This is a genomic window from Labrys okinawensis (assembly GCF_047345005.1).
Lineage (GTDB): Bacteria > Pseudomonadota > Alphaproteobacteria > Rhizobiales > Labraceae > Labrys > Labrys okinawensis.
Genome location: NZ_CP178864.1, coordinates 3,037,322 through 3,059,207, shown reverse-complemented (window position 1 = coordinate 3,059,207; position 21,886 = coordinate 3,037,322). Strand labels below are relative to the sequence as shown.

34 protein-coding genes are annotated in these 21,886 nt (G+C 62.8%); 3 read left to right on the top strand and 31 right to left on the bottom strand.

Annotation, left to right across the window (positions count from 1 at the left end):
• Nucleotides 1–45 precede the first annotated feature (45 nt).
• Both ACMDCR_RS14245 and ACMDCR_RS14240 read left to right on the top strand, forming a co-directional pair.
• Nucleotides 46–513 carry a GFA family protein gene (locus ACMDCR_RS14245; protein ID WP_413993138.1) on the top strand — a complete coding sequence of 156 codons (468 nt, stop codon included), beginning with the start codon at nucleotides 46–48 and terminating at the stop codon, nucleotides 511–513.
• 15 nt (nucleotides 514–528) lie between these two features.
• Nucleotides 529–945 (top strand): GFA family protein, encoded by a 417-nt coding sequence (locus tag ACMDCR_RS14240; RefSeq protein WP_413993137.1) that lies wholly within the window; start codon nucleotides 529–531, stop codon nucleotides 943–945.
• A 12-nt stretch (nucleotides 946–957) separates the two neighbouring features.
• Here the strand turns inward: ACMDCR_RS14240 and ACMDCR_RS14235 are convergent, their stop codons facing one another.
• Entirely contained in the window at nucleotides 958–2,328 is a 1,371-nt protein-coding gene (locus ACMDCR_RS14235; protein WP_413993136.1) for a PLP-dependent aminotransferase family protein, read from the bottom strand.
• Nucleotides 2,329–2,441: 113 nt separating this feature from the next.
• On the opposite strand from ACMDCR_RS14235, the gene ACMDCR_RS14230 reads away from it, so the two are divergent.
• Nucleotides 2,442–3,191 carry a pyridoxamine 5'-phosphate oxidase family protein gene (locus ACMDCR_RS14230; protein ID WP_413993135.1) on the top strand — a complete coding sequence of 250 codons (750 nt, stop codon included), beginning with the start codon at nucleotides 2,442–2,444 and terminating at the stop codon, nucleotides 3,189–3,191.
• A gap of 89 nt (nucleotides 3,192–3,280) precedes the next feature.
• Here ACMDCR_RS14230 and ACMDCR_RS14225 read toward each other — a convergent pair whose 3' ends face one another.
• The 30 genes from ACMDCR_RS14225 to tuf all read right to left on the bottom strand — a co-directional run bounded on the left by ACMDCR_RS14225 (nucleotide 3,281) and on the right by tuf (nucleotide 21,839).
• Nucleotides 3,281–4,591, bottom strand: a complete 1,311-nt coding sequence (locus tag ACMDCR_RS14225; protein ID WP_413993134.1) for a replication-associated recombination protein A — start codon at nucleotides 4,589–4,591, stop codon at nucleotides 3,281–3,283.
• On the bottom strand, nucleotides 4,591–5,988 hold the full coding sequence (locus ACMDCR_RS14220; RefSeq protein ID WP_413993133.1) for a Do family serine endopeptidase: 1,398 nt from the start codon (nucleotides 5,986–5,988) through the stop codon (nucleotides 4,591–4,593). Before ACMDCR_RS14220 ends, ACMDCR_RS14225 begins: the two co-directional genes overlap by 1 nt.
• A 275-nt stretch (nucleotides 5,989–6,263) precedes the next feature.
• Complete coding sequence (gene rplQ / locus ACMDCR_RS14215; protein ID WP_413993132.1) at nucleotides 6,264–6,677, bottom strand: 50S ribosomal protein L17; 414 nt, start codon at nucleotides 6,675–6,677, stop codon at nucleotides 6,264–6,266.
• A 39-nt stretch (nucleotides 6,678–6,716) separates the two neighbouring features.
• Entirely contained in the window at nucleotides 6,717–7,748 is a 1,032-nt protein-coding gene (locus tag ACMDCR_RS14210; protein WP_284317146.1) for a DNA-directed RNA polymerase subunit alpha, read from the bottom strand.
• A 67-nt stretch (nucleotides 7,749–7,815) separates the two neighbouring features.
• The gene (gene rpsK, locus ACMDCR_RS14205) at nucleotides 7,816–8,208 is read right to left on the bottom strand and encodes a 30S ribosomal protein S11 (protein ID WP_068292125.1); all 393 of its coding nucleotides are present in this window, start codon (nucleotides 8,206–8,208) and stop codon (nucleotides 7,816–7,818) included.
• Nucleotides 8,209–8,268: 60 nt separating this feature from the next.
• Nucleotides 8,269–8,637 (bottom strand): 30S ribosomal protein S13, encoded by a 369-nt coding sequence (gene rpsM / locus ACMDCR_RS14200; RefSeq protein ID WP_068292123.1) that lies wholly within the window; start codon nucleotides 8,635–8,637, stop codon nucleotides 8,269–8,271.
• A 204-nt stretch (nucleotides 8,638–8,841) separates the two neighbouring features.
• Nucleotides 8,842–9,450 carry an adenylate kinase gene (locus ACMDCR_RS14195; protein WP_413993131.1) on the bottom strand — a complete coding sequence of 203 codons (609 nt, stop codon included), beginning with the start codon at nucleotides 9,448–9,450 and terminating at the stop codon, nucleotides 8,842–8,844.
• Nucleotides 9,447–10,784 carry a preprotein translocase subunit SecY gene (secY, locus tag ACMDCR_RS14190; RefSeq protein WP_413993130.1) on the bottom strand — a complete coding sequence of 446 codons (1,338 nt, stop codon included), beginning with the start codon at nucleotides 10,782–10,784 and terminating at the stop codon, nucleotides 9,447–9,449. The genes ACMDCR_RS14195 and secY overlap by 4 nt, the downstream gene beginning before the upstream one ends.
• 76 nt (nucleotides 10,785–10,860) lie before the next feature.
• Nucleotides 10,861–11,340, bottom strand: a complete 480-nt coding sequence (gene rplO, locus ACMDCR_RS14185; protein WP_413993129.1) for a 50S ribosomal protein L15 — start codon at nucleotides 11,338–11,340, stop codon at nucleotides 10,861–10,863.
• A gap of 12 nt (nucleotides 11,341–11,352) precedes the next feature.
• Complete coding sequence (rpmD, locus tag ACMDCR_RS14180; protein WP_413993128.1) at nucleotides 11,353–11,544, bottom strand: 50S ribosomal protein L30; 192 nt, start codon at nucleotides 11,542–11,544, stop codon at nucleotides 11,353–11,355.
• A 17-nt stretch (nucleotides 11,545–11,561) separates the two neighbouring features.
• Complete coding sequence (rpsE, locus tag ACMDCR_RS14175; protein WP_413993127.1) at nucleotides 11,562–12,119, bottom strand: 30S ribosomal protein S5; 558 nt, start codon at nucleotides 12,117–12,119, stop codon at nucleotides 11,562–11,564.
• 12 nt (nucleotides 12,120–12,131) lie between these two features.
• The gene (gene rplR, locus ACMDCR_RS14170; RefSeq protein WP_413993126.1) at nucleotides 12,132–12,494 is read right to left on the bottom strand and encodes a 50S ribosomal protein L18; all 363 of its coding nucleotides are present in this window, start codon (nucleotides 12,492–12,494) and stop codon (nucleotides 12,132–12,134) included.
• Nucleotides 12,495–12,506: 12 nt separating this feature from the next.
• A complete protein-coding gene (rplF, locus tag ACMDCR_RS14165) occupies nucleotides 12,507–13,040 on the bottom strand; it encodes a 50S ribosomal protein L6 (RefSeq protein WP_413993125.1) in 534 nt (177 codons plus the stop codon).
• A 17-nt stretch (nucleotides 13,041–13,057) separates the two neighbouring features.
• Nucleotides 13,058–13,456, bottom strand: coding sequence for a 30S ribosomal protein S8 (gene rpsH / locus ACMDCR_RS14160; RefSeq protein WP_413993124.1), 399 nt, complete (start codon nucleotides 13,454–13,456; stop codon nucleotides 13,058–13,060).
• Nucleotides 13,457–13,468: 12 nt separating this feature from the next.
• Nucleotides 13,469–13,774 (bottom strand): 30S ribosomal protein S14, encoded by a 306-nt coding sequence (gene rpsN / locus ACMDCR_RS14155; RefSeq protein WP_413993123.1) that lies wholly within the window; start codon nucleotides 13,772–13,774, stop codon nucleotides 13,469–13,471.
• Nucleotides 13,775–13,816: 42 nt separating this feature from the next.
• Complete coding sequence (rplE, locus tag ACMDCR_RS14150) at nucleotides 13,817–14,416, bottom strand: 50S ribosomal protein L5 (RefSeq protein WP_413993122.1); 600 nt, start codon at nucleotides 14,414–14,416, stop codon at nucleotides 13,817–13,819.
• Nucleotides 14,409–14,726: a 50S ribosomal protein L24 gene (rplX, locus tag ACMDCR_RS14145; protein WP_413993121.1), complete on the bottom strand. Its 318-nt coding sequence runs from the start codon at nucleotides 14,724–14,726 to the stop codon at nucleotides 14,409–14,411. Before rplX ends, rplE begins: the two co-directional genes overlap by 8 nt.
• 1 nt (nucleotide 14,727) lies before the next feature.
• Nucleotides 14,728–15,096 (bottom strand): 50S ribosomal protein L14, encoded by a 369-nt coding sequence (gene rplN / locus ACMDCR_RS14140; RefSeq protein WP_413993120.1) that lies wholly within the window; start codon nucleotides 15,094–15,096, stop codon nucleotides 14,728–14,730.
• Between the two features lie 339 nt (nucleotides 15,097–15,435).
• Entirely contained in the window at nucleotides 15,436–15,687 is a 252-nt protein-coding gene (gene rpsQ, locus ACMDCR_RS14135) for a 30S ribosomal protein S17 (RefSeq protein ID WP_413993119.1), read from the bottom strand.
• Nucleotides 15,688–15,698: 11 nt separating this feature from the next.
• Nucleotides 15,699–15,902, bottom strand: coding sequence for a 50S ribosomal protein L29 (gene rpmC / locus ACMDCR_RS14130; RefSeq protein ID WP_413993118.1), 204 nt, complete (start codon nucleotides 15,900–15,902; stop codon nucleotides 15,699–15,701).
• Nucleotides 15,903–15,912: 10 nt separating this feature from the next.
• Nucleotides 15,913–16,326 carry a 50S ribosomal protein L16 gene (gene rplP / locus ACMDCR_RS14125; RefSeq protein ID WP_307430551.1) on the bottom strand — a complete coding sequence of 138 codons (414 nt, stop codon included), beginning with the start codon at nucleotides 16,324–16,326 and terminating at the stop codon, nucleotides 15,913–15,915.
• A 31-nt stretch (nucleotides 16,327–16,357) separates the two neighbouring features.
• On the bottom strand, nucleotides 16,358–17,068 hold the full coding sequence (rpsC, locus tag ACMDCR_RS14120) for a 30S ribosomal protein S3 (protein ID WP_413993117.1): 711 nt from the start codon (nucleotides 17,066–17,068) through the stop codon (nucleotides 16,358–16,360).
• Nucleotides 17,069–17,078: 10 nt separating this feature from the next.
• Nucleotides 17,079–17,459, bottom strand: a complete 381-nt coding sequence (rplV, locus tag ACMDCR_RS14115; protein WP_284317128.1) for a 50S ribosomal protein L22 — start codon at nucleotides 17,457–17,459, stop codon at nucleotides 17,079–17,081.
• A gap of 3 nt (nucleotides 17,460–17,462) precedes the next feature.
• The gene (gene rpsS / locus ACMDCR_RS14110) at nucleotides 17,463–17,741 is read right to left on the bottom strand and encodes a 30S ribosomal protein S19 (protein WP_284317127.1); all 279 of its coding nucleotides are present in this window, start codon (nucleotides 17,739–17,741) and stop codon (nucleotides 17,463–17,465) included.
• Between the two features lie 11 nt (nucleotides 17,742–17,752).
• Nucleotides 17,753–18,586: a 50S ribosomal protein L2 gene (rplB, locus tag ACMDCR_RS14105; protein WP_413993116.1), complete on the bottom strand. Its 834-nt coding sequence runs from the start codon at nucleotides 18,584–18,586 to the stop codon at nucleotides 17,753–17,755.
• A 28-nt stretch (nucleotides 18,587–18,614) separates the two neighbouring features.
• Nucleotides 18,615–18,911, bottom strand: a complete 297-nt coding sequence (locus ACMDCR_RS14100; RefSeq protein WP_284317125.1) for a 50S ribosomal protein L23 — start codon at nucleotides 18,909–18,911, stop codon at nucleotides 18,615–18,617.
• The gene (gene rplD / locus ACMDCR_RS14095) at nucleotides 18,908–19,528 is read right to left on the bottom strand and encodes a 50S ribosomal protein L4 (protein ID WP_413993115.1); all 621 of its coding nucleotides are present in this window, start codon (nucleotides 19,526–19,528) and stop codon (nucleotides 18,908–18,910) included. Before rplD ends, ACMDCR_RS14100 begins: the two co-directional genes overlap by 4 nt.
• Nucleotides 19,529–19,538: 10 nt before the next feature.
• A complete protein-coding gene (rplC, locus tag ACMDCR_RS14090; protein ID WP_284317123.1) occupies nucleotides 19,539–20,243 on the bottom strand; it encodes a 50S ribosomal protein L3 in 705 nt (234 codons plus the stop codon).
• Between the two features lie 31 nt (nucleotides 20,244–20,274).
• Nucleotides 20,275–20,583: a 30S ribosomal protein S10 gene (rpsJ, locus tag ACMDCR_RS14085; RefSeq protein WP_284317122.1), complete on the bottom strand. Its 309-nt coding sequence runs from the start codon at nucleotides 20,581–20,583 to the stop codon at nucleotides 20,275–20,277.
• A 65-nt stretch (nucleotides 20,584–20,648) separates the two neighbouring features.
• Entirely contained in the window at nucleotides 20,649–21,839 is a 1,191-nt protein-coding gene (gene tuf / locus ACMDCR_RS14080) for an elongation factor Tu (protein WP_284317121.1), read from the bottom strand.
• Between the last annotated feature and the right edge of the window lie 47 nt (nucleotides 21,840–21,886).

The following is a 21,886-nucleotide window of genomic DNA, read 5'->3' as shown; positions in this document are numbered from 1 at the left end:
CTAGAAATATAGTCCTATTAACTGCGATTGCAAGGAGGTGCTGCGATGAATGAAAGTGGGAAAAAGCCGCTCCGGGCCACGGGCCGCTGCCTGTGTGGTTCGGTGCGCTTCGCTGTCCGCGGACAGCTCGTCGACGTCTCCGCATGCCATTGTTACCTTTGCCGGCGGCTGCACAGCCATTTCGCGGCATATACGGCCTGCGATCCGTCGGACCTGGAAATCACCGCCGGTGGCAAGCTGCGCTGGTATCGCTCCTCGCCCCTGGCGCGGCGAGGGTTTTGTGCAAGATGCGGAGCCCAGATGTTCTCGGCACGCGACGACAGGCAGCACATCGCCATCGCTGCCGGCACAATCGATGAGCCCACGGGCCTGCGGCTGACGAGCCATCTCTGCGTGCGCCAGCGGGGCGACTATTACGACATCGCCGACGGCCTGCCTCAGACCGGCGGGAAGATAGGCGAGGGCTCGGCATCGCCGTGGCTGCCGGCCGGATCGATGGATTGTGAGATTTGACCAGAGGGACATCCCATGAGTGGAAACGAAACGCGGCCCGTACGGGCCACCGGCAGCTGCCTGTGTGGTTCAGTGCGCTACACTATTCGCGGGCCATTGCGCGACGTCTGGGCCTGCCATTGCTATCTGTGCCGGCGGCTGCACAGCCATCACGCTGCCTATGCGGCCTGCGATCCCGCTGACCTCGAAGTCGTCGACAACGGCAAGCTGCGCTGGTACCGCTCCTCGCCGACGGCCCGGCGAGGCTTCTGTGCGAAATGCGGTGCTCAGATCTTCTGGGACGGCAAAGGTGCAAACCACATATCGATCGCTGCAGGCACCCTGAACGAGCCGACAGGATTGAGGCTGGTGAAGCACATCTGCGTCGGGCAGAAGGGAGATTATTACGAGATCCGCGATGACCTGCCCCAGGAGGGCGGCGCTTCGGAATAGTCCCCCATGCGCTCACGATTTGCTCAGGACGCCGCCTATCGTCGCAGCGGCCGCGGCCAGCGTCGCTCCGTCGAAACCAGAGAACCCCAGCACGAGGCCTTGCCGGGGTGGCAGGTCGAGATACATCGGCGACAACGCCTTGGCGCCCACACCTGCCGCGACCAGGCGGCTGGCGACTGCGCTGTCGTCGCGATTGTCGCCCAGTCCCGCCACCAGGTGGAGCCCCTGGTCGGGCGCCATCACGCTGAGCGCGCCCGCGGCGTGGCAGGCGAGCGCCTCCAGGAGAGCATCACGCCCCGCCTCGACGCGCCGGCGGGTGCGGCGCAGATGCGCGGCGAAATGGCCGCCATCCAGGAACTCGGCGACGGCGGCCTCGGCCAGCGTCGGCGGTTGCCGGTCGAAGAAACCGCGCAATGCGACGATGCGCGGCAGAAGTGCCTTGGGCACGACGGCGTAACCGATACGGATGCCTGGAAATAGCACCTTCGAGAAGGTGCCGAGATACACAACGCGTTCGGCGCCGTCCATACCCTGCAAGGCCGTCAGGGGTGCGCCGGCGAAGCGGTATTCGCTGTCGTAATCGTCCTCGATGATCCAGGCATTACGGCGCTTTGCCCAGTCAAGCAACGCCAGGCGGCGGCGCATCGTCATCGGAACGCCAAGGGGAAACTGATGTGACGGCGTGACATAGGCAAGCCGCGCACGTGGAGCAAGCTCCTCGCCGCGCTCGGCATCGAGCCCCTCCCTGTCCACGGGAATGCCGATGACGCGGGCGCCGATGCTCTCCAGCACGGCCCTTGCCGTCATGTAGCAGGGATCTTCGATCCAGGCCTCGTCACCCGGGACCAACATGGCGCGGACGACAAGGTTCATGCCATGCATGGTGCCGGTCGTTACGATAATCTGCTCGGCATCACAGCGCACGCCGCGGGCCGTCCTCAGATAAGCGGCGATAGCCTCGCGCACGGCCGGCCCGCCACGGCTGTCGCCATAGTGGAAATGCTCCGGCCCCGGTCGTAGGAGGCTGCGCGACAGCAGCCGGCGGAAGATCGCCATGGTCTTCTGGTCGATCGTCGCAACGCCCAGTTCGCAAGGCAACGCCCGTTGTGACCGGGGGAGTACTGAAACCGGCGGGGCGGTCGCAATGGTCGGCACCACGGTTGAGACGAAAGTGCCCGAGCCGACACGCGCCTCGGTAAAACCGTCCGCCACCAGCATCTCGAAAGCAGCCACGGCCGCGGCGCGGGAAAGGCCGAGCCGCTGGGCGAGATCACGGGTGGTTGGCAGCTTGGTGCCGGGCGACGCCTGTCCGGTCTCGATAAGTTTACGAATGGCGACATAGAGCTCGCGGCTGCGCGGACCACTGCCCGGCAGCACAGGCATCAGGATCGACCAATCCGCCGGATTGGTTCTCTTTTTTTATTTCAGTATTGGATCTTTTTCGAACCAATGGCATGGCGCACTGTTCAGCCAATTCAACATGAAAAGCAAGGGCCATGAAGGTACAGGAAGCAACCTCCGCCAGCTTCGCCGTAACGGGGCGCAACCGGCTGAAGCGCCGGCACGATCGTGGCCGCTACGATCACGAGGCAGTCTACGCCGTGCTCGACGCCGGTTTCCTCTGCCATGTCGCCTATGTCATCGACGGGCAGCCCTATTGTACGCCGACCATTCATTGGCGCGAGGGCGACTGGCTCTATTGGCATGGCTCCTCGGCCAGCCGCATGCTGCGCAACCTCAAGGGTGGCACGCCGGTCTGCCTGACCGTCTCCCATCTCGATGGGCTGGTGCTGGCGCGCAGCGGCTTCAATCATTCCGCCAATTACCGCTCGGCGATCTGCTTCGGCACCGCCCGCATCATCGACGACCCGGACGAAAAGGGGAAGGCGCTGCGCGGCGTGGTCGACCGCTTCTATCCCGGCCGCGCCGCCGAATTGCGCGAGACCCATGCGCAGGAAACCAAGGCAACCATGGTGATCGGCATGCGCATCGAAGAGGCTTCGGCCAAGGTACGCGCCGCCGGTGTCGGAGACGACGAGGAGGATTACCGCCATCCGGTCTGGGCCGGCGTCATCCCGGTGAGCATGGTGATCGGCGCTGCCGAGCCCTGCCCGCGCCTTCTGCCGGGCATGCAGCAGACGGCGGGCGTCGCAAGCTACCGCACCGGCCGCCGGCTGGATGAGGCCCTGGCCGAAGCGCAGCTTCTCTATGAGGGCGACACCGAGGCGGATGAGCTGGTGGCCTGATTCCTGGGATCGCAGGCTTCCAGCCTGCATCTTCCTTTCCCGCGAGTTGATCAATTCCAAGAGCAGGCTGTAAGCCCGCGATCCCGGGGTTATCCCTCGCCCCGCTCGCGCCTCAGCTTCTCCCAATACTCCAGCCGCTTGCGGATCTCCCTCTCGAAGCCCCGCTCCACCGGCTCGTAGAACCGGCGGCGGCCTAAGGCATCGGGGAAATAGTTCTGGCCGGAAAACCCCTCCGGCTCGTCATGGTCGTAGCGATAGCCCTGGCCGTAATTCTCCGCCTGCATCAGCTTGGTCGGCGCGTTCAGGATGATCTTGGGCGGCGTCAGCGAGCCCGCCTCCTTGGCGAGACGCGTGGCGGCCTTGTAAGCGGTGTAGGTAGCGTTCGACTTCGGTGCCGTCGCGACGTAAATCACCGCCTGAGCGATGGCGAGTTCACCCTCGGGGCTGCCGAGGAAGTCATAGGCATCCTTGGCGGCATTGGCGACGACGAGAGCCTGCGGATCGGCCATGCCGATATCCTCCACCGCCATGCGCACCACGCGCCGGGCGATGAAGAGCGGATCCTCGCCGGCATCGAACATGCGGGCGAGATAATAGAGCGAGGCGTCGGGGTCCGAACCGCGCACGGATTTGTGCAGGGCCGAGATCAGATTGTAGTGACCGTCGGCGGACTTGTCGTAGATCGGCGCGCGACGCTGCAGCACCTGCTGGAGCGTGGCGGCATCGAAGACCTCGCCGGGCTTGGCGGCGCGCCAGGCTTCTTCTGCCAGAGTAAGGCTCGCGCGGCCGTCACCATCCGCCATGCGCACCAGTACCGCCCTCGCCTCCTGGTCGAGCGGCAGCTTCCTGCCCTCGACCTCTTCGGCATGGACCAGCAGGCGCAGGATCGCCGCCTCGTCCAGGGCGTTGAACACCATGACGCGGGCGCGCGAAAGCAGCGCGGCATTGAGCTCGAAGGACGGGTTCTCCGTGGTGGCGCCGACCAGCGTCACCGTGCCGTCCTCCATCACGGGCAGGAAACTGTCCTGCTGGGCGCGATTGAAACGATGGATCTCGTCGACGAAGAGCAAGGTGCCACGGCCCATCATGCGGCGCGAACGAGCTGCCTCGAACACCTTTTTCAGGTCGGCGACGCCGGTGAAGATCGCCGAGATCTGCTCGAAGGCAAGGTTAGTCTCTCCGGCCAGCAGGCGTGCCACCGTGGTCTTGCCGGTGCCCGGTGGGCCCCAGAAGATCAGGCTGCCCATCGAACCGGACGCCAGCAGGCGCGTCAGCGCCCCCTCGGGCCCGACGAGATGGTCCTGTCCTGCCACCTCGGCAAGCGTCTTCGGCCGCATGCGGTCCGCCAGCGGACGCGGCGCGTCCTTGTCCAGTCCCGCGGAGGAGAAGAGATCCGCCATCAGCCCCCCAGGATCGTCGAGATCTGCTGGCCGTCACGGTTGATCGTGATGCGCCAGAGGTGGCGCTGCTCCTGCGCCAGCTGGTTCAGCGTTTTGGGATCGGTCACCTTCTGGCCGTTGATGACCAGGATGATGTCCTTCTTCTGGAAGCCGAAATTGGCGGCGGCGCTACCATCCTCGACGTCCGTCACAACCACGCCAGCGGAATCCATCGACATGCCGAGCGACTCGGCCACGGCTGGCGAAAGATTGGCAACCGTCGCGCCAGCCAACGGCGAGTCGCCCTCCAGCACGGTCTCATCGCGCGGCGTGGTTTCCGGTGCCACGGTCAGCTTCACGGGAACGGTGACATGCTCGCCCTTGCGCAGCACGTCGAGTTCAGCCGTACCGCCCAGCGCCTTGGTCGCGAAGCGGTAGCCGAACTCATCGGGATCGGAGACGGCCATGCCATCGACACTCAGCACGACATCACCGGTCGTGAGGCCGCCCTCGGCCGCCGGGCCGCTCTTGGCCACATCAGTGACGAGTGCGCCGGTCGGCCGGTCCATCGACAGGGATTCGGCGATCTCCGAGGTGACGTTCTGCAGGCTGGCGCCGAGCCAGGGCCGGAGCACACGGTCGGAACCGGCCTGGGCCGAGGCGACCACCACCTTCACCATGGCAGCGGGAATGGCAAAGCCGATGCCGATATTGCCGCCCGAGCGCGAGACGATCGCGGTATTGATGCCGACGAGCTTGCCGGACATGTCGACGAGGGCCCCACCTGAATTGCCAGGATTGATGGCGGCATCGGTCTGGATGAAGGACTGGAAGTCGGACTGGCCGACCTGGCTGCGCGCCAATGCCGAAACGATGCCGGAGGTCACGGTCTGGCCCACACCGAAGGGGTCGCCGATGGCAAGCACGAGGTCGCCCACCTGAACCTTGTCGGAATCGGCGATGTCGAGCGTGGCCAGATCCCCCTTCGCGCCCTTGAGCCTGAGAACGGCAAGGTCGGCGCGCTGGTCCTTGAGGATGATGTCGGCATCGAACTCGCGCTTGTCCGAAAGCGCGACGCGCACCTGCGTGGCATTGGCGATGACATGGTAATTGGTCACGATCATGCCGTCCTTCGCCACGATCACGCCCGAGCCCAGCGAACGCTCCACCCTGTCGCGCGGCGCCCCACCCCCGCCGCCGAAGAACTGACGGAAGAAGGGGTCGTCGAACATCGGATTGGCCTGTTCCTTCTCGACATGGGTGGCGTAGACGTTCACCACCGCAGGCGTGACCGCCTTCACCACCGGCGCGAAGGAAAGCTTTACCTGCCCGGTGCTCTGCGGCACGGCGGCATCCTGCGCGTGGGCCGGGATCAGGCCGGCAAGCAGGATGAGGGCGGCAGGGGCGAGACGGCGCATAGGCGACTCCGGATGATAGCTGGGAGCGCGGACGTCCTACGACACTCAAGGGAGTGTCGGACGATCCGCTCTCGAACCACAGACTCGTATAAATAAGGCGCGATCATTATCATTGCGAGGAGCTTGGACAAACCGTTGCGCTCTATCTCGAAACGCCGGCGGTTCAAGAGCGGATCGTCCGACACTCCCTTGAGTGTCGTAGGACGTCCGCGCTCCCAGCAAAAAGGGCGGCGCTTGCGCACCGCCCTTCGAAATTTTCATCCGTTTCCAGAAGATCAGGCGGCTTCGGCCTGATCCTGCACCGGACCGGAATCCAGGCCCTTCGCCGAGACGTCGCGATCGACGAACTCGATCACGGCGACGGGCGCCGAGTCACCGTGGCGGAAGCCAGCCTTCAGCACCCGGGTGTAGCCACCCTGCCGCGTCTTGTAGCGGCTCGCCAGCACGTCGAAGAGCTTCTTGACGATGGTCTCGTCCTGAAGCTGGGCGACGGCCTGACGGCGAGCGTGCAGGTCGCCGCGCTTGCCGAGGGTGACAAGCTTTTCGACGATCGGGCGAAGATCCTTCGCCTTGGGGAGCGTGGTGACGATCTGCTCATGCTTGATGAGCGAAGCCGCCATGTTCTCGAACATCGCCTTGCGGTGTTCGGCGGTACGGTTGAATTTGCGATGAGCCTTGCCGTGACGCATTGCCCTGTTCCCTATCGTTTGGCAGCGCGATGCGCCGGATCAATAATGTTCCTCGAAGCGCTTGGCCAGCTCTTCGATGTTCTCCGGCGGCCAGCCCGGCACTTCCATGCCGAGGTGGAGCCCCATCTGTGCCAGCACTTCCTTGATCTCGTTCAAGGACTTGCGGCCGAAGTTCGGCGTGCGGAGCATCTCCGCTTCCGTCTTCTGGATGAGATCGCCGATATAGACGATGTTGTCGTTCTTCAGGCAATTTGCCGAACGGACCGACAGTTCCAGCTCGTCCACCTTCTTGAGGAGCGCCGGGTTGAAGGCAAGCTCCGGAATGGCCGGGGCTTCGGATTCCTTCTTCGGCTCCTCGAAGTTGACGAAGACTTCCAACTGGTCCTGGATGATGCGAGCGGCAAAAGCCAGCGCGTCGTCCGGGGTAATCGAGCCATTGGTCTCGATCGTCAGCGTCAGCTTGTCGTAGTCGAGGATCTGGCCCTCACGGGTGTTCTCGACCTTGAAGGCGACCTTCTTGACCGGCGAATAGAGGCTGTCGACCGGGATCAGGCCGATCGGCGCATCTTCCGGACGGTTACGGTCAGCCGCAACATAGCCCTTGCCGGTGTTGACGGTGAATTCCATGCGGATCTCGGCACCCTCGTCCAGCGTGCAGAGCACGTGCTCGGGGTTGAGGATCTGGATGTCACCGACCGTCTGGATGTCGCCGGCGAAGACCTGGCCAGGACCCTGCTTCTTCAGCACGATGCGCTTGGGGCCTTCCGCCGACATCTTGACGGCGACTTCCTTGATGTTGAGGACGATATCGGTCACGTCCTCACGCACGCCGGGGATGGACGAGAACTCGTGCAACACGCCGTCGATATGCACGGACGTCACCGCTGCGCCCTGCAGGGACGACAGCAGAACGCGGCGCAACGCATTGCCCAAGGTCACGCCGAAGCCACGCTCCAGCGGCTCGGCAACAGCAGTTGCCTGGCTCTTCGGATCGTCTCCCGGAGTCACTTCGAGCTTTTGCGGCTTGATAAGTTCCTGCCAGTTCTTCTGAATCACGACGACACCCTTCAATCGGTCTCGGTGCTGCCAACAAGCCCGACACGCTCGAACAGCGGCCGGGCCATTTCAAATCGCGAAACTAGACGCGACGACGCTTGCGCGGGCGGCAACCATTATGTGGAATTGGCGTCACGTCGCGGATAGAAGTGATCGTGAAGCCCGACGCCTGCAAGGCGCGCAGGGCCGATTCACGACCGGAACCCGGACCGGAGACTTCAACTTCCAACGTACGCATGCCGTGCTCGCTCGCCTTGCGGCCAGCATCCTCGGCAGCCATCTGCGCGGCGTAGGGGGTCGACTTGCGCGAACCCTTGAAACCCATCGTGCCCGACGAAGACCAGGCAATCGTGTTGCCCTGGGCGTCGGTGATGGTAATCATCGTGTTGTTGAAGCTCGAATTGACGTGTGCAACGCCAGAAACGATATTCTTGCGCTCGCGACGGCGAACGCGACCTGCGGCTTCCTTGGCCATGTATAAATCCTTCAAGCGCGCCCGTTGTACCAGGCGCTCGGGACAAAAAGAGAAAACGAATTACTTCTTCTTGCCGGCGATCGGCTTTGCCTTGCCCTTGCGGGTGCGGGCATTGGTATGCGTGCGCTGTCCACGGACAGGCAGGCTGCGACGATGACGCAGGCCACGATAGCAGCCAAGATCCATCAAACGCTTGATGTTCATGGCAACGTCACGGCGAAGATCACCCTCGACGATGTAGTCGCGATCGATCGTTTCGCGAATCTGCAAAACTTCCTGATCCGACAACTGGTGGACACGGCGCTCAGGCGCGATGCCGACCTTGGCAACGATTTCCTTGGCTTTGGCCGGGCCAATGCCATGGATATATTGCAGCGCGATTTCGACGCGCTTGGCGGTGGGAATGTTGACACCAGCGATGCGGGCCAATTTCCGGTCTCCAAATCTTTGATCCGGCGAAGGGCCGAAGATCAGTCCAATCATCTCCGGCGAACCGGCAGCGCAAAAACGAGCCGTTCGCTCGAATGAGCGATCGGCCCGCGCGTCTTTGACGTGAGTTGCGCCTTGTAGAGATTCTCTGCGAAGACGTCAACTCGTAAAGACAAAGTTCATGCATAATCGGCCGAATGGCCGTTATGCACTGGAAGCCGCCCCTAACTCGGGAGGCTCCAAGATATCATCGATCTCGGCGGAAACATCCTCGATCGATCTCATCGCATCCACGGTGTAGAGATCTCCGCATTTGCGATAATAGTCGGAAAGGGGCGCCGTCTCCTTGCGATAGCTCTCGAGGCGAGCCTTGAGAGCTTCGGCATTGTCGTCCTTACGCGGCGTGCCCCCGGTGGCGATGGTGTCGGCCACTCGCTTTTCGATACGCGACAGCAGGACGGATTCGTCGACCAGAAACTCGATCACGGCGTCGAGATGCATGCCCTTCTGGGCCAGCATCTTGTCGAGAGCTTCCGCCTGCGCGACCGTACGCGGGAAACCGTCCAGGATGAAGCCGTTATGCGCATCCGGTTCCTCGATACGGTCAGCGACGATGCCGACCACGATGTCGTCGGACACCAGGTTGCCAGCAGCCATCACCGCCTTGGCCTTCACTCCCACCGGCGTTCCGGCATTAACGGCCGCCCGCAGCATGTCGCCCGTCGACAGTTGAGGAATGCCATGCTTCTCAACCAATCGCACGGCCTGGGTACCCTTGCCCGCCCCCGGCGGACCCAGGAGAATGAGCTTCATCCGCGACGCCCTTTCAGCTTGGTCTTGCGCACCAGCCCCTCATATTGATGAGCGAGCAGATGTCCATGGATCTGGGCCAGCGTGTCCATTGCCACGCTCACCGTGATGAGCAGCGAAGTCCCGCCCAGGACGAAGGGAACAGAGGGAACCAGGTAATTCTGGATCTCCGGCACCATGCACACCAGGGCGATATAGATCGCACCGACCACCGTGATGCGGGTCAGCACATAGTCGATGAACTTGGCGGTGTTCTCGCCCGGTCGGATGCCCGGGATGAAGCCGCCATGCTTCTTCAGGTTATCGGCCGTTTCGGTCGGATTGAACACGATAGCCGTGTAGAAGAAGCAGAAGAACACGATCAGGATCGCATAGAGCACCATGAACAGCGGCTTGCCGTGGTTCAGGTAGATGGCGACGTTGGCGAGCCAGGAATTCGGATTACCCGCAGCCACAAAAGTGGCGGCCGTGGTCGGCAGCAGCAGCAGCGAGGAAGCGAAGATCGGCGGAATGACGCCCGAGGTGTTCAGCTTCAGCGGCAGATGCGACGACTGGCCCTCATAGAGCCGGTTGCCAACCTGACGCTTGGGATACTGGATCAGCAGGCGCCGCTGAGCGCGCTCGAAGAACACGATCGCCAACACCACGGCCACCGCGACGATCAGCGCCATGAACAGCGTGATCGGCGACATGCCGCCCGTGCGGGCCAGATCGAACATCTGGGCCAGATGGGTCGGGAACTCGGCGACGATGCCGGCCTGGATGATCAGGGAGGTACCATTGCCGATACCGCGCGAGGTGATCTGCTCGCCCAGCCACAGCAGGAACATCGTGCCGCCGACCAGCGAGACGGTGGTCGAGAGCTTGAAGAACAGTCCGGGATCGGTGACTATGCCCTGGCCGCCTTCGAGGCCCACCGCGATACCCCAGGCCTGCGCCGTTGCCAGCACCACCGTGAGATAGCGGGTATATTGGTTCATGACCTTGCGACCCTGCTCGCCCTCCTTCTTGAGAGCTTCGAGCTGGGGCACCACCGTCGTCAAAAGCTGAATGATGATCGAGGCGGAGATATAGGGCATGATTGCGAGCGCGAAGATCGCCATACGCGAAACCGCACCGCCCGAAAACATGTTGAAAAGACCAAGAATACCGCCGGCCTGGCCGTTGAAGGCGCTCGCATAGGCCTCGGGATTGATGCCGGGCAAGGGAATATAGGTGCCCAACCGGTAGATGAGCAGCGCGCCCAGCGTAAACCAAATGCGCTTCTTAAGTTCGTCAGCCTTGGAGAACGAACTCCAATTGATGCTCGCAGCAAGCTGCTCCGCCGCCGATGCCATATCGTGCTCCGCCGTGTCGAAAGCGCGCCAAGAAAGGTGCGGCCCGCCAGAACAGGCGGGCCGCTACTATATAGTGTCAGGCCTCAGCCTTTGCAGCAACGGTAAGGACTTTTACCGAACCGCCGGCCTTTTCGACAGCAGCCAAGGCGCCCTTGGTGGCGCCGGCGACCTCGAAGGCAACCTTGGCCTTGAGCTCACCCGAGCCGAGCAGCTTGACGCCGTCGAGAACACGGCGGATCACGCCGGCCTTGACGAGGGCCTCGGCGTTCACCACGGCCTTGGCATCGAGCTTGCCGGCATCGATCGCAGTCTGGATGCGGTCCACGTTCACTTCGGCATAGTGCAGCGCGAAGATGTTGTGGAAGCCACGCTTGGGCAAACGGCGATGCAAAGGCATCTGACCGCCTTCGAAGCCCTTCACGGCGACGCCGGTGCGGGCCTTCTGGCCCTTGACGCCGCGGCCGCCGGTCTTGCCCTTGCCCGAGCCGATGCCGCGTCCAACGCGGATACGGCTCTTGGTCGCGCCTTCATTGTCGCGAAGATCATTGAGTTTCATCGTCGCGTCTCCTTACTCGGCCTCGACCACGCGGACGAGGTGCCCGAGCTTGGCTATCATGCCACGCACGGCGGGCGTATCTTCCAGCGTGCTCTGGCGGCGGATCTTGTTCAGGCCCAGGCCGACGAGAGTCGCGCGCTGGTCCTGGGTGCGGCGGATCGGACTACCGACCTGCTCGACCGTCACGGTCTTGGTTTTAGCCATCGCTCTTCCCTCCCCGATCAATCGGTCGACTCGGCGTCGATACCCTGACGCCGGCTCTGGATCTGGGACACCTTGAGGCTACGACGGGCCGCGACGGAGCGCGGGCTGTCTTCCTGCTTCAGCGCGTCGAACGTCGCGCGGACCAGGTTGTAGGGGTTCGAGGAGCCGAGCGACTTGGCAACCACGTCATGCATGCCGAGCGATTCGAACACGGCACGCATCGGGCCGCCGGCGATGATGCCGGTACCGGCCGGAGCGGCGCGAAGCACGACCTTGCCGGCGCCATGACGGCCATTGACGTCATGATGCAGGGTGCGGCCTTCGCGCAGCGAGACACGCACCAGGCCACGCTTGGCCTGGTCGGTCGCCTTGCGGATGGCTTCCGGCACTTCGCGGGCCTTGCCATGGCCGAAGCCGACACGACCCTTCTGGTCACCGACGACGACGAGTGCCGCAAAGCCGAAGCGCTTGCCGCCCTTCACCACCTTGGCGACACGGTTGATGTGGACGAGGCGGTCCACGAACTCGCTGTCGCGCTCTTCGCGCTGACGGTCACGTTCACGTTCACGAGCCATTGGATCCGTTCCTTAGAAATTGAGGCCGCTTTCGCGGGCCGCATCGGCGAGCGCTTTGACGCGCCCGTGGAAGATGTAGCCACCACGATCGAAAAAGACGTCCTTGACGCCCTTGGCGACGGCACGCTCCGCGAGGAGCTTGCCGATCACCTTCGCGGCCTCGATGTCGGCGCCCGTCTTCAAGCTGCCACGCAGATCCTTTTCCATCGAGGACGCGGCGACGACAGTCGTGCCGTTCGCGTCATCGATGACCTGGGCGTAGATGTGCTTGGAAGAGCGGAACACCGAGAGGCGCGGCCGTCCGTTTGCCACCGAGCGAAGCTGCCGGCGGACACGCGCCTTGCGGCGCTCAAGAGCTTGCCTTGCATTGGCCATGATAGGCTCCGTTTACTTCTTCTTGCCTTCCTTGCGGAAGATGAATTCACCAGCGTACTTGACACCCTTGCCCTTGTAGGGCTCGGGGCCGCGATAATCGCGGATTTCCGCGGCAACCTGGCCGACCTTCTGCTTGTCGATACCCGCGATGACGATTTCCGTCGGCTTCGGGGTGGTGACGGTGATGCCTTCCGGAATCGGATAGTCGACATCATGCGAATAGCCGAGCGAGAGCTTCACGACCTTGCCAGCGACAGCGGCCTTGTAGCCGACGCCGTTGATCTCGAGACGCTTCTCGAAGCCCTGGGTAACACCCACCAGGATGTTCGACACCATAGTGCGCGACATGCCCCACTGGGAGCGTGCCATCTTGGAATCGTCCTTGGGGTCGACCTTGAACGCGTTGTCCTTGAACTCGACCTTGATGAGGTCGGGAATGGTGAAACGCAGTTCGCCCTTCGGCCCCTTGGCCTTGACGGTCTGGCCGTCGAGGCTGGCCGTGACGCCGGTCGGAACAGCAACAGCTTTCTTGCCGATACGAGACATTGTGTTTCTCCTTCGGCTCAGAACACGGTGCAGATCACTTCGCCGCCAACATTGGCTTCACGGGCCTGATGATCGGCCATGACGCCACGCGGGGTCGAAACGATCGACACGCCAAGTCCATTGGCGACACGCGGGATATTCTTGACGGACGCGTAAACGCGACGGCCAGGCTTGGAGACGCGGGCGATCTCACGGATCACCGGGGCGCCATCATAATACTTCAACTCGATCTCGAACTCGCTTCGGCCATTGCCGAAGTCGGTCACGGTGTAGCCGCGGATGTAACCTTCCGACTGCAACACATCGAGCACGCGGGCGCGCTGACCAGAGCCAGGCGTCGAGACGCTGGTCTTGCGGCGCAGCTGCGCGTTGCGGATACGGGTCAGCATATCGCCGACAGGATCATTGATCGCCATGACGATATCTCCTCACCAGCTCGATTTCACGAGGCCGGGAACCAGCCCCTTGGAACCGAGTTCGCGCAATGCGATACGCGACATCTTCAGCTTGCGGTAAACGGCGCGCGGACGGCCGGTCACTTCGCAGCGGTTGCGCACGCGCTCCTTGGCGGAATTGCGCGGCAGTTCCGAGAGCTTCAGACGAGCGGTGAAACGCTCTTCCATCGACAACGTCTCGTTGTTGGCGATGGCTTTCAAGCGGGCGCGCCGGCCAGCATACTGCTTGGCGAGCTTCTCGCGGCGCTTGTTCTTTTCAATCGAACTTTTCTTGGCCATTTAGGTCTCCAACGTTCCGCGTTTGAGGGCGGATTAACCGCCTCACTGCCGGAAGGGGAAGTTCATCAGTTTCAGAAGCGCACGCGCCTCGGCATCGCTCTTGGCCGTGGTGCAGACGACGATGTCCATACCCCAGACCTGATCGATCTTGTCGTAGTTGATTTCCGGGAACACGATGTGCTCCTTGAAGCCCATGGCATAGTTGCCACGGCCGTCGAAGCTGTTCGGGTTCAGGCCCCGGAAGTCGCGAACGCGCGGCAGCGCGATCGTCACCAAGCGATCGAAGAACTCGTACATGCGAGTCTTGCGCAGGGTAACCTTGGCGCCGATCGGCATGTTCTCGCGCACCTTGAACTGCGAGATGGCCTTGCGGGCGCGGGTGATGACCGGCTTCTGGCCAGCGATCAAAGCGAGATCAGCAGCCGCCACGGTCACCTTCTTGGTGTCGGCAGTGGCTTCACCGACGCCCATGTTCAGCACGATCTTGCTGATGGTGGGCACTTCCATCGGGTTCTTGTAGCCGAACTGCTCGATCAGCTGTGGGCGAACCACATCATTGTAATAGGCCTTCAGGCGCGGCGAGTAGGCATCGCCGTTCGCGCCGCTGTCGGCGCCCTGGGGCTTGGCTGGGGACTTAGCCATCGATCTGCTCTCCCGAACGCTTGGCGACGCGAACCTTCTTGCCGCCTTCGAGAACCTTGAACCCGACGCGGGTCGGCTTGCCGTCCTTGGGATCGGCAATGGCGACGTTCGACAGGTGAATCGGCGCTTCCTTCGAGATCACGCCGCCTTCCTGGCTCGCCGTCTGGCGCTGATGACGGCGCACGACGTTGACGCCGCGGATAATTGCGCGGTTCTCATCCGGGAAAACCTGGATCACTTCACCGACGCGGCCCTTGGAACGGCCGGTCATGACGACGACCTTGTCGCCCTTCTTGATCTTGGCAGCCATGTTACAAAACCTCCGGCGCCAGAGAGATGATCTTCATGTGGTTCTTGGCGCGCAGCTCGCGCGGAACCGGTCCGAAGATACGGGAGCCGATCGGCTCCTTCTGGTTGTTAATCAGCACGGCCGCATTGCGGTCGAAGCGGATCACCGAACCGTCGGGACGACGGATGTCCTTGGCCGTGCGAACGACCACGGCCTTCATCACATCGCCCTTCTTGACGCGCCCGCGCGGAATGGCTTCCTTGATCGAGACGACAATGACGTCGCCGACGGAAGCATATTTCCGCTTCGAGCCGCCCAAAACCTTGATGCACATCACGCGTCGGGCACCAGAATTGTCCGCGACGTCGAGATTCGATTGCATCTGAATCATGACGTACCCTCTTATTCTTCGCAGGCTGGTATCCGCACGCAGCGGACCCGGCCCAACCTCGGGTTTGGCGACAGGATATTCACCCAGCCACCGTGAAGCTCTCCGCCTGCTCGGCCTTGAGCCCACTTTGCCGGCCTTGCGGCAGGCAAATCAGTCTACATGAACCAAAGCGCGGCCAAGGCGACGGAAACTTCCGCCCCTTTCGCCGACGCTCCGGGAAAGCGTGCCTTCTAGCGATTCCTTCGCTCAATCACAAGCAGAAAGCCGGCTTCCGCCGGCTTTATTTTCAGCGCGACTGGCGAAGGCACTCCAGCCTTCCCTCTTGCGGACCCGATCGGGTCAGGCCTTGGCAGCTTCCGCAGCCTGGTCGACGACGACCCAGCGCTTCAGCTTGGACATCGGACGGCCTTCCTCGATCCACACGACGTCACCGACCTTGTGGCCGTTGGCCTCGTCATGGGCATGGTAGTTCTTGGTGCGGCGCACCGTCTTCTTCAGCAGCGGATGGGTGAAGCGGCGCTCCACCTTCACCACAATCGTCTTGTCGTTCTTGTCAGAGACGACGACGCCTTGCAGGACGCGCTTGGGCATGGACTATCTCCTCAAGCCTTGGCTTTGGTCGCGGCCTTCTGGCTCTGAACCGTCTTGATCTTGGCGATGGTGCGACGAACCGTGCGCACTTCCGCCGTGTTGGCGAGCTGACCCGTGGCCTTCTGGAAGCGCATATTGAATTGCGACTTCTTCTGCTTGGCGAGTTCGTCGGCAAGCTGGTCGTCGGACAGCACCTTGATGTCTTCGATCTTCATGGTGTCTTCCTCACTCAGCGATGCGCTGGATGAAACGGGTCTTGATCGGCAGCTTGGCCGCGCCGAGCGTCAGGGCAGAGCGGGCGATTTCCTCGCTCACGCCGTCCAGTTCGAACATGATACGGCCCGGCTTGACGCGCGCGACCCAATGGTCGGGCGCGCCCTTGCCGGAGCCCATGCGCACTTCCGCGGGCTTTGCCGAGACCGGCACGTCCGGGAAGATGCGGATCCACACGCGACCCTGACGCTTCATTTCGCGGGTGATCGCACGACGCGCGGCTTCGATCTGACGGGCAGTGACGCGCTCGGGCTCCAGAGCCTTGAGGCCAAACTGGCCGAAGTTCAGGAGCGCGCCCGAGGAGGCCACACCGTGGATGCGGCCCTTGAACTGCTTACGGAATTTGGTGCGCTTGGGTTGCAACATGGTTTTCTTCTCTCAGATCCCCGTAAGCCGCTCACGCAGCTTCGTTACGAGGGCGCGACGACGAGCGGCCGGTCTCCGGCTCCGCCATGCGCTTGTCCTGGGCCATCGGATCGTGCTCGAGGATTTCACCCTTGAAGATCCAGACCTTGATGCCGCACGTGCCGAAGGTGGTGAAGGCCGTCGCCGTGCCGTAGTCGACATCGGCGCGCAGCGTGTGAAGCGGCACGCGACCTTCGCGATACCATTCCAGACGTGCGATTTCGGCGCCACCCAGACGGCCCGAGCAATTGATACGAATGCCCTCGGCGCCCAGACGCATGGCCGACTGAACGGCGCGCTTCATGGCGCGGCGGAAGGCCACGCGACGCTCGAGCTGCTGAGCGATCGAATCGGCGACCAGGGTCGCGTCCACTTCCGGCTTGCGCACTTCAACGATGTTGATGTGCACTTCCGAGGTGGTGAGCTTCGACACGGCCTTCTTCAGCTTGTCGATATCGGCGCCCTTCTTGCCGATCACGATACCCGGACGAGCCGAATAGATGGTGACGCGGCACTTCTTGTGCGGACGCTCGATGACGATGCGCGAGACGGCGGCCTGCTTCAGGAGCTTCATCAGCGCCTGACGGATCGCGATATCCTCGTGCAGCAGCTTGCCATATTCGCCCTTGGCGGCGAACCAGCGGGAATCCCAGGTCCGGTTGATGCCCAGACGCAGGCCGATCGGATTGACTTTCTGTCCCATCGTTTGCTCCTTACGCCTTGGCTTCGACCTGGCGGACCACGACCGTCAGGTTCGAGAAGGGCTTTTCGATACGCCCTGCCCGGCCGCGGGCACGGGCATGGAAACGCTTGATGACGAAGGCCTTGCCGACAAATGCTTCGGAGACGATCAGATCGTCCACATCCAGGCCGTGATTGTTCTCGGCATTGGCGATGGCGCTCTGCAGCGTCTTCTTTACATCGGTCGCGATGCGCTTGCGCGAGAAGGTCAGGTCGGCCAGAGCCGAGTCGACCTTCTTGCCGCGGATCATGGACGCGACGAGGTTGAGCTTCTGCGGCGAGACGCGCAGCATGCGCGCAACCGCCTTCGCCTCGTTGTCAGGCAGGGCCCGTTCGGACTTCGGCTTGCCCATCGCTTACTTCCTCTTCGCCTTCTTGTCCGCCGCGTGACCATAGAAGGTACGCGTCGGGGCAAATTCACCGAGCTTCATACCGACCATGTCTTCGTTCACCTGCACCGGAACGTGCTTCTGGCCGTTGTAGACGCCAAAGGTCACGCCGATGAAGTGCGGCAGGATGGTGGAGCGGCGGCTCCAGGTCTTGATGACCTCGCTGCGGCCGGAGCCGCGCGCGGCATCCGCCTTTTTCAGGAGGTACCCGTCGACAAACGGGCCTTTCCAGACTGAGCGGGACACGTGTGGTCTCCTTACTTCTTCTTAGCGTGACGGGACGAGACGATGAACTTGTTCGTCGCCTTGTTCGAACGCGTCTTCTTGCCCTTGGTCGGCTTGCCCCAGGGCGTGACAGGGTGACGGCCACCCGAGGTACGGCCTTCGCCGCCACCATGGGGATGGTCGATCGGGTTCATGGCAACACCGCGGACCGACGGCTTGACGCCAAGCCAACGCGAACGACCCGCCTTGCCGAGCGAGATGTTCATGTGGTCCTGGTTCGAGACCGCGCCGACGGTGGCGAAGCAGCTCGACAGGATCAGGCGCTGCTCGCCCGAGTTCAGGCGCAGGATGACGTAAGCGCCATCGCGGCCTGCGATCTGGGCGTAGCTGCCGGCGGAGCGGGCGATGGCACCGCCACGGCCGAGCTTGAGCTCGACATTGTGGACGATGGTGCCAACCGGCATCGCCGACATCGGCATCGCATTGCCCGGCTTCACGTCGGCCGAAGCCGAGGCGATCACCTTGTCGCCAACAGCCAGGCGCTGCGGGGCGAGGATGTAGGCCTGCTCACCGTCCGTGTAGGAGATGAGTGCGATGAAGGCGGTGCGGTTCGGATCATACTCGATCCGCTCGACCGTACCCTCGACATCGAGCTTGCGGCGCTTGAAGTCGACGATGCGGTAGGCGCGCTTGTGGCCGCCCGACTTGCGGAACGAGGTGATGCGGCCGGTGTTGTTGCGGCCGCCCGACTTGTTGAGGCCTTCGGTCAAGGTCTTGACCGGAGCGCCCTTGTACAAGGCAGAGCGGTCAACCAGCACAAGCTGGCGAAGGCCCGGCGTAACCGGCTTGAATTTCCTGAGAGCCATTGGTCTCTCTCCCTTTCCGGTCCGCGCCTCAGAGGCCCGTCGTCACGTCGATCGTGTGGCCTTCGGCCAAAGTCACGATCGCGCGCTTGACGTCGCTCTGGGTGCCCAAAATGCCCTTGAAACGCTTGGTCTTGCCCTTGCGAACGAGCGTGTTGACACCCGTCACCTTGACATTGAACAGCTTTTCAACGGCCGCCTTGATCTGCGGCTTGGTCGCATCGGGAGCGACCTTGAAAACCACCTGGTTGTGCTCGGAGTGAGCGGTCGCCTTCTCGGTGATCACCGGCGACACGATCACGTCGTAATGCCTGACATCGGTGCTCATTTGAAGCGCGCCTCCAGCGCATCGACAGCCGCCCTGGTCAGCACGAGGCTGTCACGGCGAAGGATGTCGTAAACGTTGATGCCCTGAACCGGCAGCACATCCACATTCGGGATGTTGCGGGCGGCCAGTGCGAAGTTCTGATCGACCTCGGCGCCATCGATGATGAGCACGTTGGCCAGGCCCCGCTTGCTGAAGGCTTCCTTCAGCGCCTTGGTCTTGACCTGCTCGACAGCGGCCTTGTCGACGATGATGAGCTGCTGCGTCTTCGCCTTGGACGAAAGCGCATGCTTCAGGCCGAGCGCACGCACCTTCTTCGGCAGGTCATGCGCATGGGAGCGCACCACCGGACCAAAAGCGCGGCCGCCGCCACGAAACTGCGGAGCCGACGCTGCACCGTGACGAGCACCGCCGGTGCCCTTCTGCTTGTACAGCTTCTTCTTCGTGCGGTTGATCTCCGAACGGCCCAGCGTCTTGTGGGTGCCGGCCTGGCGCTTGGCCAGCTGCCAGCGCACGACGCGCTGCAGGATATCCGTACGGGGCTCGAGACCGAAGATCTCGTCCGACAGCGTAACCGAGCCGGCGTCAGAGCCTTCGAGTGTGGTAATTGAGAGTTTCATCGGCTCCTCCTCACTCGCCAGCGGCTGCTTGAGCAGCTTCAGGCAAGCGGAACGCGCCGGGCTTCGGCGCCGCTTCCGGCAACTGCTTCTTCACGGCGTCACGCACCAGGATCCAGCCGCCCTTGGCGCCGGGAACGGCACCCTCGACGAGGATCAGGCCGCGTTCGACGTCGGTGCGCACGACCTTGAGGTTCAAGGTGGTGACGCGCTCGTCGCCCATGTGACCGGCCATCTTCTTGCCGGCGAACGTCTTGCCCGGGTCCTGGCGCTGACCGGTCGAACCATGGGCACGATGGGTGATCGAGTTGCCGTGGCTGGCGCGGTGGCCGGCGAAGTTCCAGCGCTTCATCGAACCGGCAAAGCCCTTGCCGACGGACGTGCCCGTGACATCCACGAACTGGCCGGGGACGAAGTGGTCCGCGGTGATCGTGGCGCCAACCGGGATCATCTCGGCTTCCGGCACGCGGAATTCGACGATCTTGCGCTTGGGTTCTACGTTGGCGACGGCAAAGTGACCGCGCTGCGCGTTGGTCGTGTTCTTGACCTTGGCGAGGCCGGCACCGAGCTGAAGCGCGGTATAACCATTCTTATCGTTGGTCCTGTGGGCGACGACCTGACAGTCGTCGAGCCTGAGAACCGTGACCGGGACATGCTCGCCAGCGTCGTTGTAAACGCGGCTCATGCCGATCTTCTGTGCAATGACACCAGAACGCATGGCGTTCGTTCCTAACACTAGAGGAGCCTGATCAGAGCTTGATCTCGACGTCCACGCCGGCAGCGAGGTCGAGCTTCATGAGCGCGTCCACGGTCTGCGGGGTGGGGTCTACGATGTCGAGCAGGCGCTTATGGGTGCGCATCTCGAACTGCTCACGCGATTTCTTGTCGACGTGCGGCGAGCGGTTCACCGTGTATTTTTCGATCCGCGTAGGAAGCGGAATCGGTCCGCGAACGGCGGCGCCAGTGCGCTTGGCCGTCGAAACGATCTCGCGGGTCGACGCATCGAGGATACGATGATCGAACGCCTTGAGACGGATGCGGATGTTCTGGCCGTTCATGCCCTGACTCCGAAAATAATTGGCGCGCCGCCAAACACGGCGCGCCGGAAAGATGCGTTGAGCTCTTACTCGATGATGGCGGCGACGACGCCGGCGCCGACGGTGCGGCCGCCTTCACGGATGGCGAAGCGCAGCTTCTCTTCCATGGCGATCGGCACGATCAGGCTCACCGTCATGGCGATGTTGTCCCCCGGCATCACCATCTCCGTGCCTTCCGGCAACGTCACGATGCCCGTCACGTCCGTGGTCCGGAAGTAGAACTGCGGACGGTAGTTGCCGAAGAACGGCGTGTGGCGACCGCCCTCTTCCTTGGTCAGGATGTAGGCCTCGGCCTTGAACTTGGTGTGCGGCTTCACCGAACCCGGCTTGCACAGAACCTGGCCGCGCTCCACGTCCTCGCGCTTGGTGCCGCGCAGCAGCGCACCGATGTTGTCGCCCGCCTGGCCCTGGTCCAGAAGCTTGCGGAACATCTCGACGCCCGTCACCGTCGTCTTCTGCGTCGCACGGATGCCGACGATCTCGACTTCCTCGCCGACCTTCACGATGCCGCGCTCCACGCGCCCCGTCACCACCGTGCCGCGCCCCGAGATCGAGAACACGTCCTCGACCGGCATCAGGAAGGGCTGGTCGATCGGACGCTCGGGCTGCGGGATGTAGTCGTCAACCGTCTTCATCAGCGCCAGGATCGCGTCATGCCCGATCTCCGGAGACTTGTTCTCCAGCGCCATCAGCGCCGAGCCCTTGGTGATCGGAATGTCGTCGCCCGGGAACTCGTACTTCGACAATAGCTCGCGAACCTCAAGCTCGACCAGCTCCAGAAGCTCCGGATCGTCGACCATGTCCACCTTGTTCAGGAACACCACCAGCGCCGGAACGCCAACCTGGCGCGCCAGAAGAATGTGCTCGCGCGTCTGCGGCATCGGACCGTCCGCCGCAGACACAACCAGGATCGCACCGTCCATCTGCGCCGCGCCCGTGATCATGTTCTTCACATAATCCGCATGCCCGGGGCAGTCCACATGCGCATAATGACGGTTCTTCGTCTCATACTCCACATGCGCCGTCGAGATCGTGATGCCGCGCGCCTTCTCTTCCGGAGCCTTGTCGATCTGGTCATACGCCGTGAACGTCGCACCGCCCGTCTCGGCAAGAACCTTCGTGATCGCTGCCGTCAGCGACGTCTTGCCATGGTCAACGTGACCAATCGTGCCGATGTTGCAGTGCGGCTTGTTGCGTTCAAATTTCTCTTTGGCCATCGGGGCCTCCTTCACCTGTCGCCGAAACGGCGGATGAACCTAAGTGT

Bases quoted from the DNA above. Each gene is read 5' to 3' on its own strand.
- ACMDCR_RS14100 (WP_284317125.1), bottom strand. From the start codon at position 18,911: ATGAGCACCGATGTCAGGCATTACGACGTGATCGTGTCGCCGGTGATC.
- rpsJ (WP_284317122.1), bottom strand. From the start codon at position 20,583: ATGAACGGCCAGAACATCCGCATCCGTCTCAAGGCGTTCGATCATCGT.
- rplR (WP_413993126.1), bottom strand. From the start codon at position 12,494: ATGGCCAATGCAAGGCAAGCTCTTGAGCGCCGCAAGGCGCGTGTCCGC.
- ACMDCR_RS14195 (WP_413993131.1), bottom strand. From the start codon at position 9,450: ATGAAGCTCATTCTCCTGGGTCCGCCGGGGGCGGGCAAGGGTACCCAG.
- rplE (WP_413993122.1), bottom strand. From the start codon at position 14,416: ATGGCTAAGTCCCCAGCCAAGCCCCAGGGCGCCGACAGCGGCGCGAAC.
- rplD (WP_413993115.1), bottom strand. From the start codon at position 19,528: ATGAAACTCTCAATTACCACACTCGAAGGCTCTGACGCCGGCTCGGTT.
- rplP (WP_307430551.1), bottom strand. From the start codon at position 16,326: ATGTTGCAACCCAAGCGCACCAAATTCCGTAAGCAGTTCAAGGGCCGC.
- ACMDCR_RS14245 (WP_413993138.1), top strand. From the start codon at position 46: ATGAATGAAAGTGGGAAAAAGCCGCTCCGGGCCACGGGCCGCTGCCTG.
- secY (WP_413993130.1), bottom strand. From the start codon at position 10,784: ATGGCATCGGCGGCGGAGCAGCTTGCTGCGAGCATCAATTGGAGTTCG.
- rpsC (WP_413993117.1), bottom strand. From the start codon at position 17,068: ATGGGACAGAAAGTCAATCCGATCGGCCTGCGTCTGGGCATCAACCGG.
- ACMDCR_RS14235 (WP_413993136.1), bottom strand. From the start codon at position 2,328: ATGCCTGTGCTGCCGGGCAGTGGTCCGCGCAGCCGCGAGCTCTATGTC.
- rpsH (WP_413993124.1), bottom strand. From the start codon at position 13,456: ATGGCGATCAATGATCCTGTCGGCGATATGCTGACCCGTATCCGCAAC.
- ACMDCR_RS14220 (WP_413993133.1), bottom strand. From the start codon at position 5,988: ATGCGCCGTCTCGCCCCTGCCGCCCTCATCCTGCTTGCCGGCCTGATC.
- rplF (WP_413993125.1), bottom strand. From the start codon at position 13,040: ATGTCTCGTATCGGCAAGAAAGCTGTTGCTGTTCCGACCGGCGTCACG.
- rpmD (WP_413993128.1), bottom strand. From the start codon at position 11,544: ATGGCTAAAACCAAGACCGTGACGGTCGAGCAGGTCGGTAGTCCGATC.
- rplQ (WP_413993132.1), bottom strand. From the start codon at position 6,677: ATGCGTCACGGCAAGGCTCATCGCAAATTCAACCGTACCGCCGAACAC.
- rpsK (WP_068292125.1), bottom strand. From the start codon at position 8,208: ATGGCCAAGGAAGCCGCAGGTCGCGTTCGCCGTCGCGAGCGCAAGAAT.
- rpsQ (WP_413993119.1), bottom strand. From the start codon at position 15,687: ATGCCCAAGCGCGTCCTGCAAGGCGTCGTCGTCTCTGACAAGAACGAC.
- rplO (WP_413993129.1), bottom strand. From the start codon at position 11,340: ATGAAACTCAATGATCTTCGCGACAATGAAGGCGCGACCAAGAGCCGT.
- tuf (WP_284317121.1), bottom strand. From the start codon at position 21,839: ATGGCCAAAGAGAAATTTGAACGCAACAAGCCGCACTGCAACATCGGC.
- ACMDCR_RS14225 (WP_413993134.1), bottom strand. From the start codon at position 4,591: ATGGCGGATCTCTTCTCCTCCGCGGGACTGGACAAGGACGCGCCGCGT.
- rplV (WP_284317128.1), bottom strand. From the start codon at position 17,459: ATGGGCAAGCCGAAGTCCGAACGGGCCCTGCCTGACAACGAGGCGAAG.
- rplB (WP_413993116.1), bottom strand. From the start codon at position 18,586: ATGGCTCTCAGGAAATTCAAGCCGGTTACGCCGGGCCTTCGCCAGCTT.
- rplN (WP_413993120.1), bottom strand. From the start codon at position 15,096: ATGATTCAGATGCAATCGAATCTCGACGTCGCGGACAATTCTGGTGCC.
- rpsE (WP_413993127.1), bottom strand. From the start codon at position 12,119: ATGGCTCGTGAACGTGAACGTGACCGTCAGCGCGAAGAGCGCGACAGC.
- rpmC (WP_413993118.1), bottom strand. From the start codon at position 15,902: ATGAAGATCGAAGACATCAAGGTGCTGTCCGACGACCAGCTTGCCGAC.
- rplX (WP_413993121.1), bottom strand. From the start codon at position 14,726: ATGGCTGCCAAGATCAAGAAGGGCGACAAGGTCGTCGTCATGACCGGC.
- rpsN (WP_413993123.1), bottom strand. From the start codon at position 13,774: ATGGCCAAGAAAAGTTCGATTGAAAAGAACAAGCGCCGCGAGAAGCTC.
- ACMDCR_RS14240 (WP_413993137.1), top strand. From the start codon at position 529: ATGAGTGGAAACGAAACGCGGCCCGTACGGGCCACCGGCAGCTGCCTG.
- ACMDCR_RS14230 (WP_413993135.1), top strand. From the start codon at position 2,442: ATGAAGGTACAGGAAGCAACCTCCGCCAGCTTCGCCGTAACGGGGCGC.
- rplC (WP_284317123.1), bottom strand. From the start codon at position 20,243: ATGCGTTCTGGTGTCATTGCACAGAAGATCGGCATGAGCCGCGTTTAC.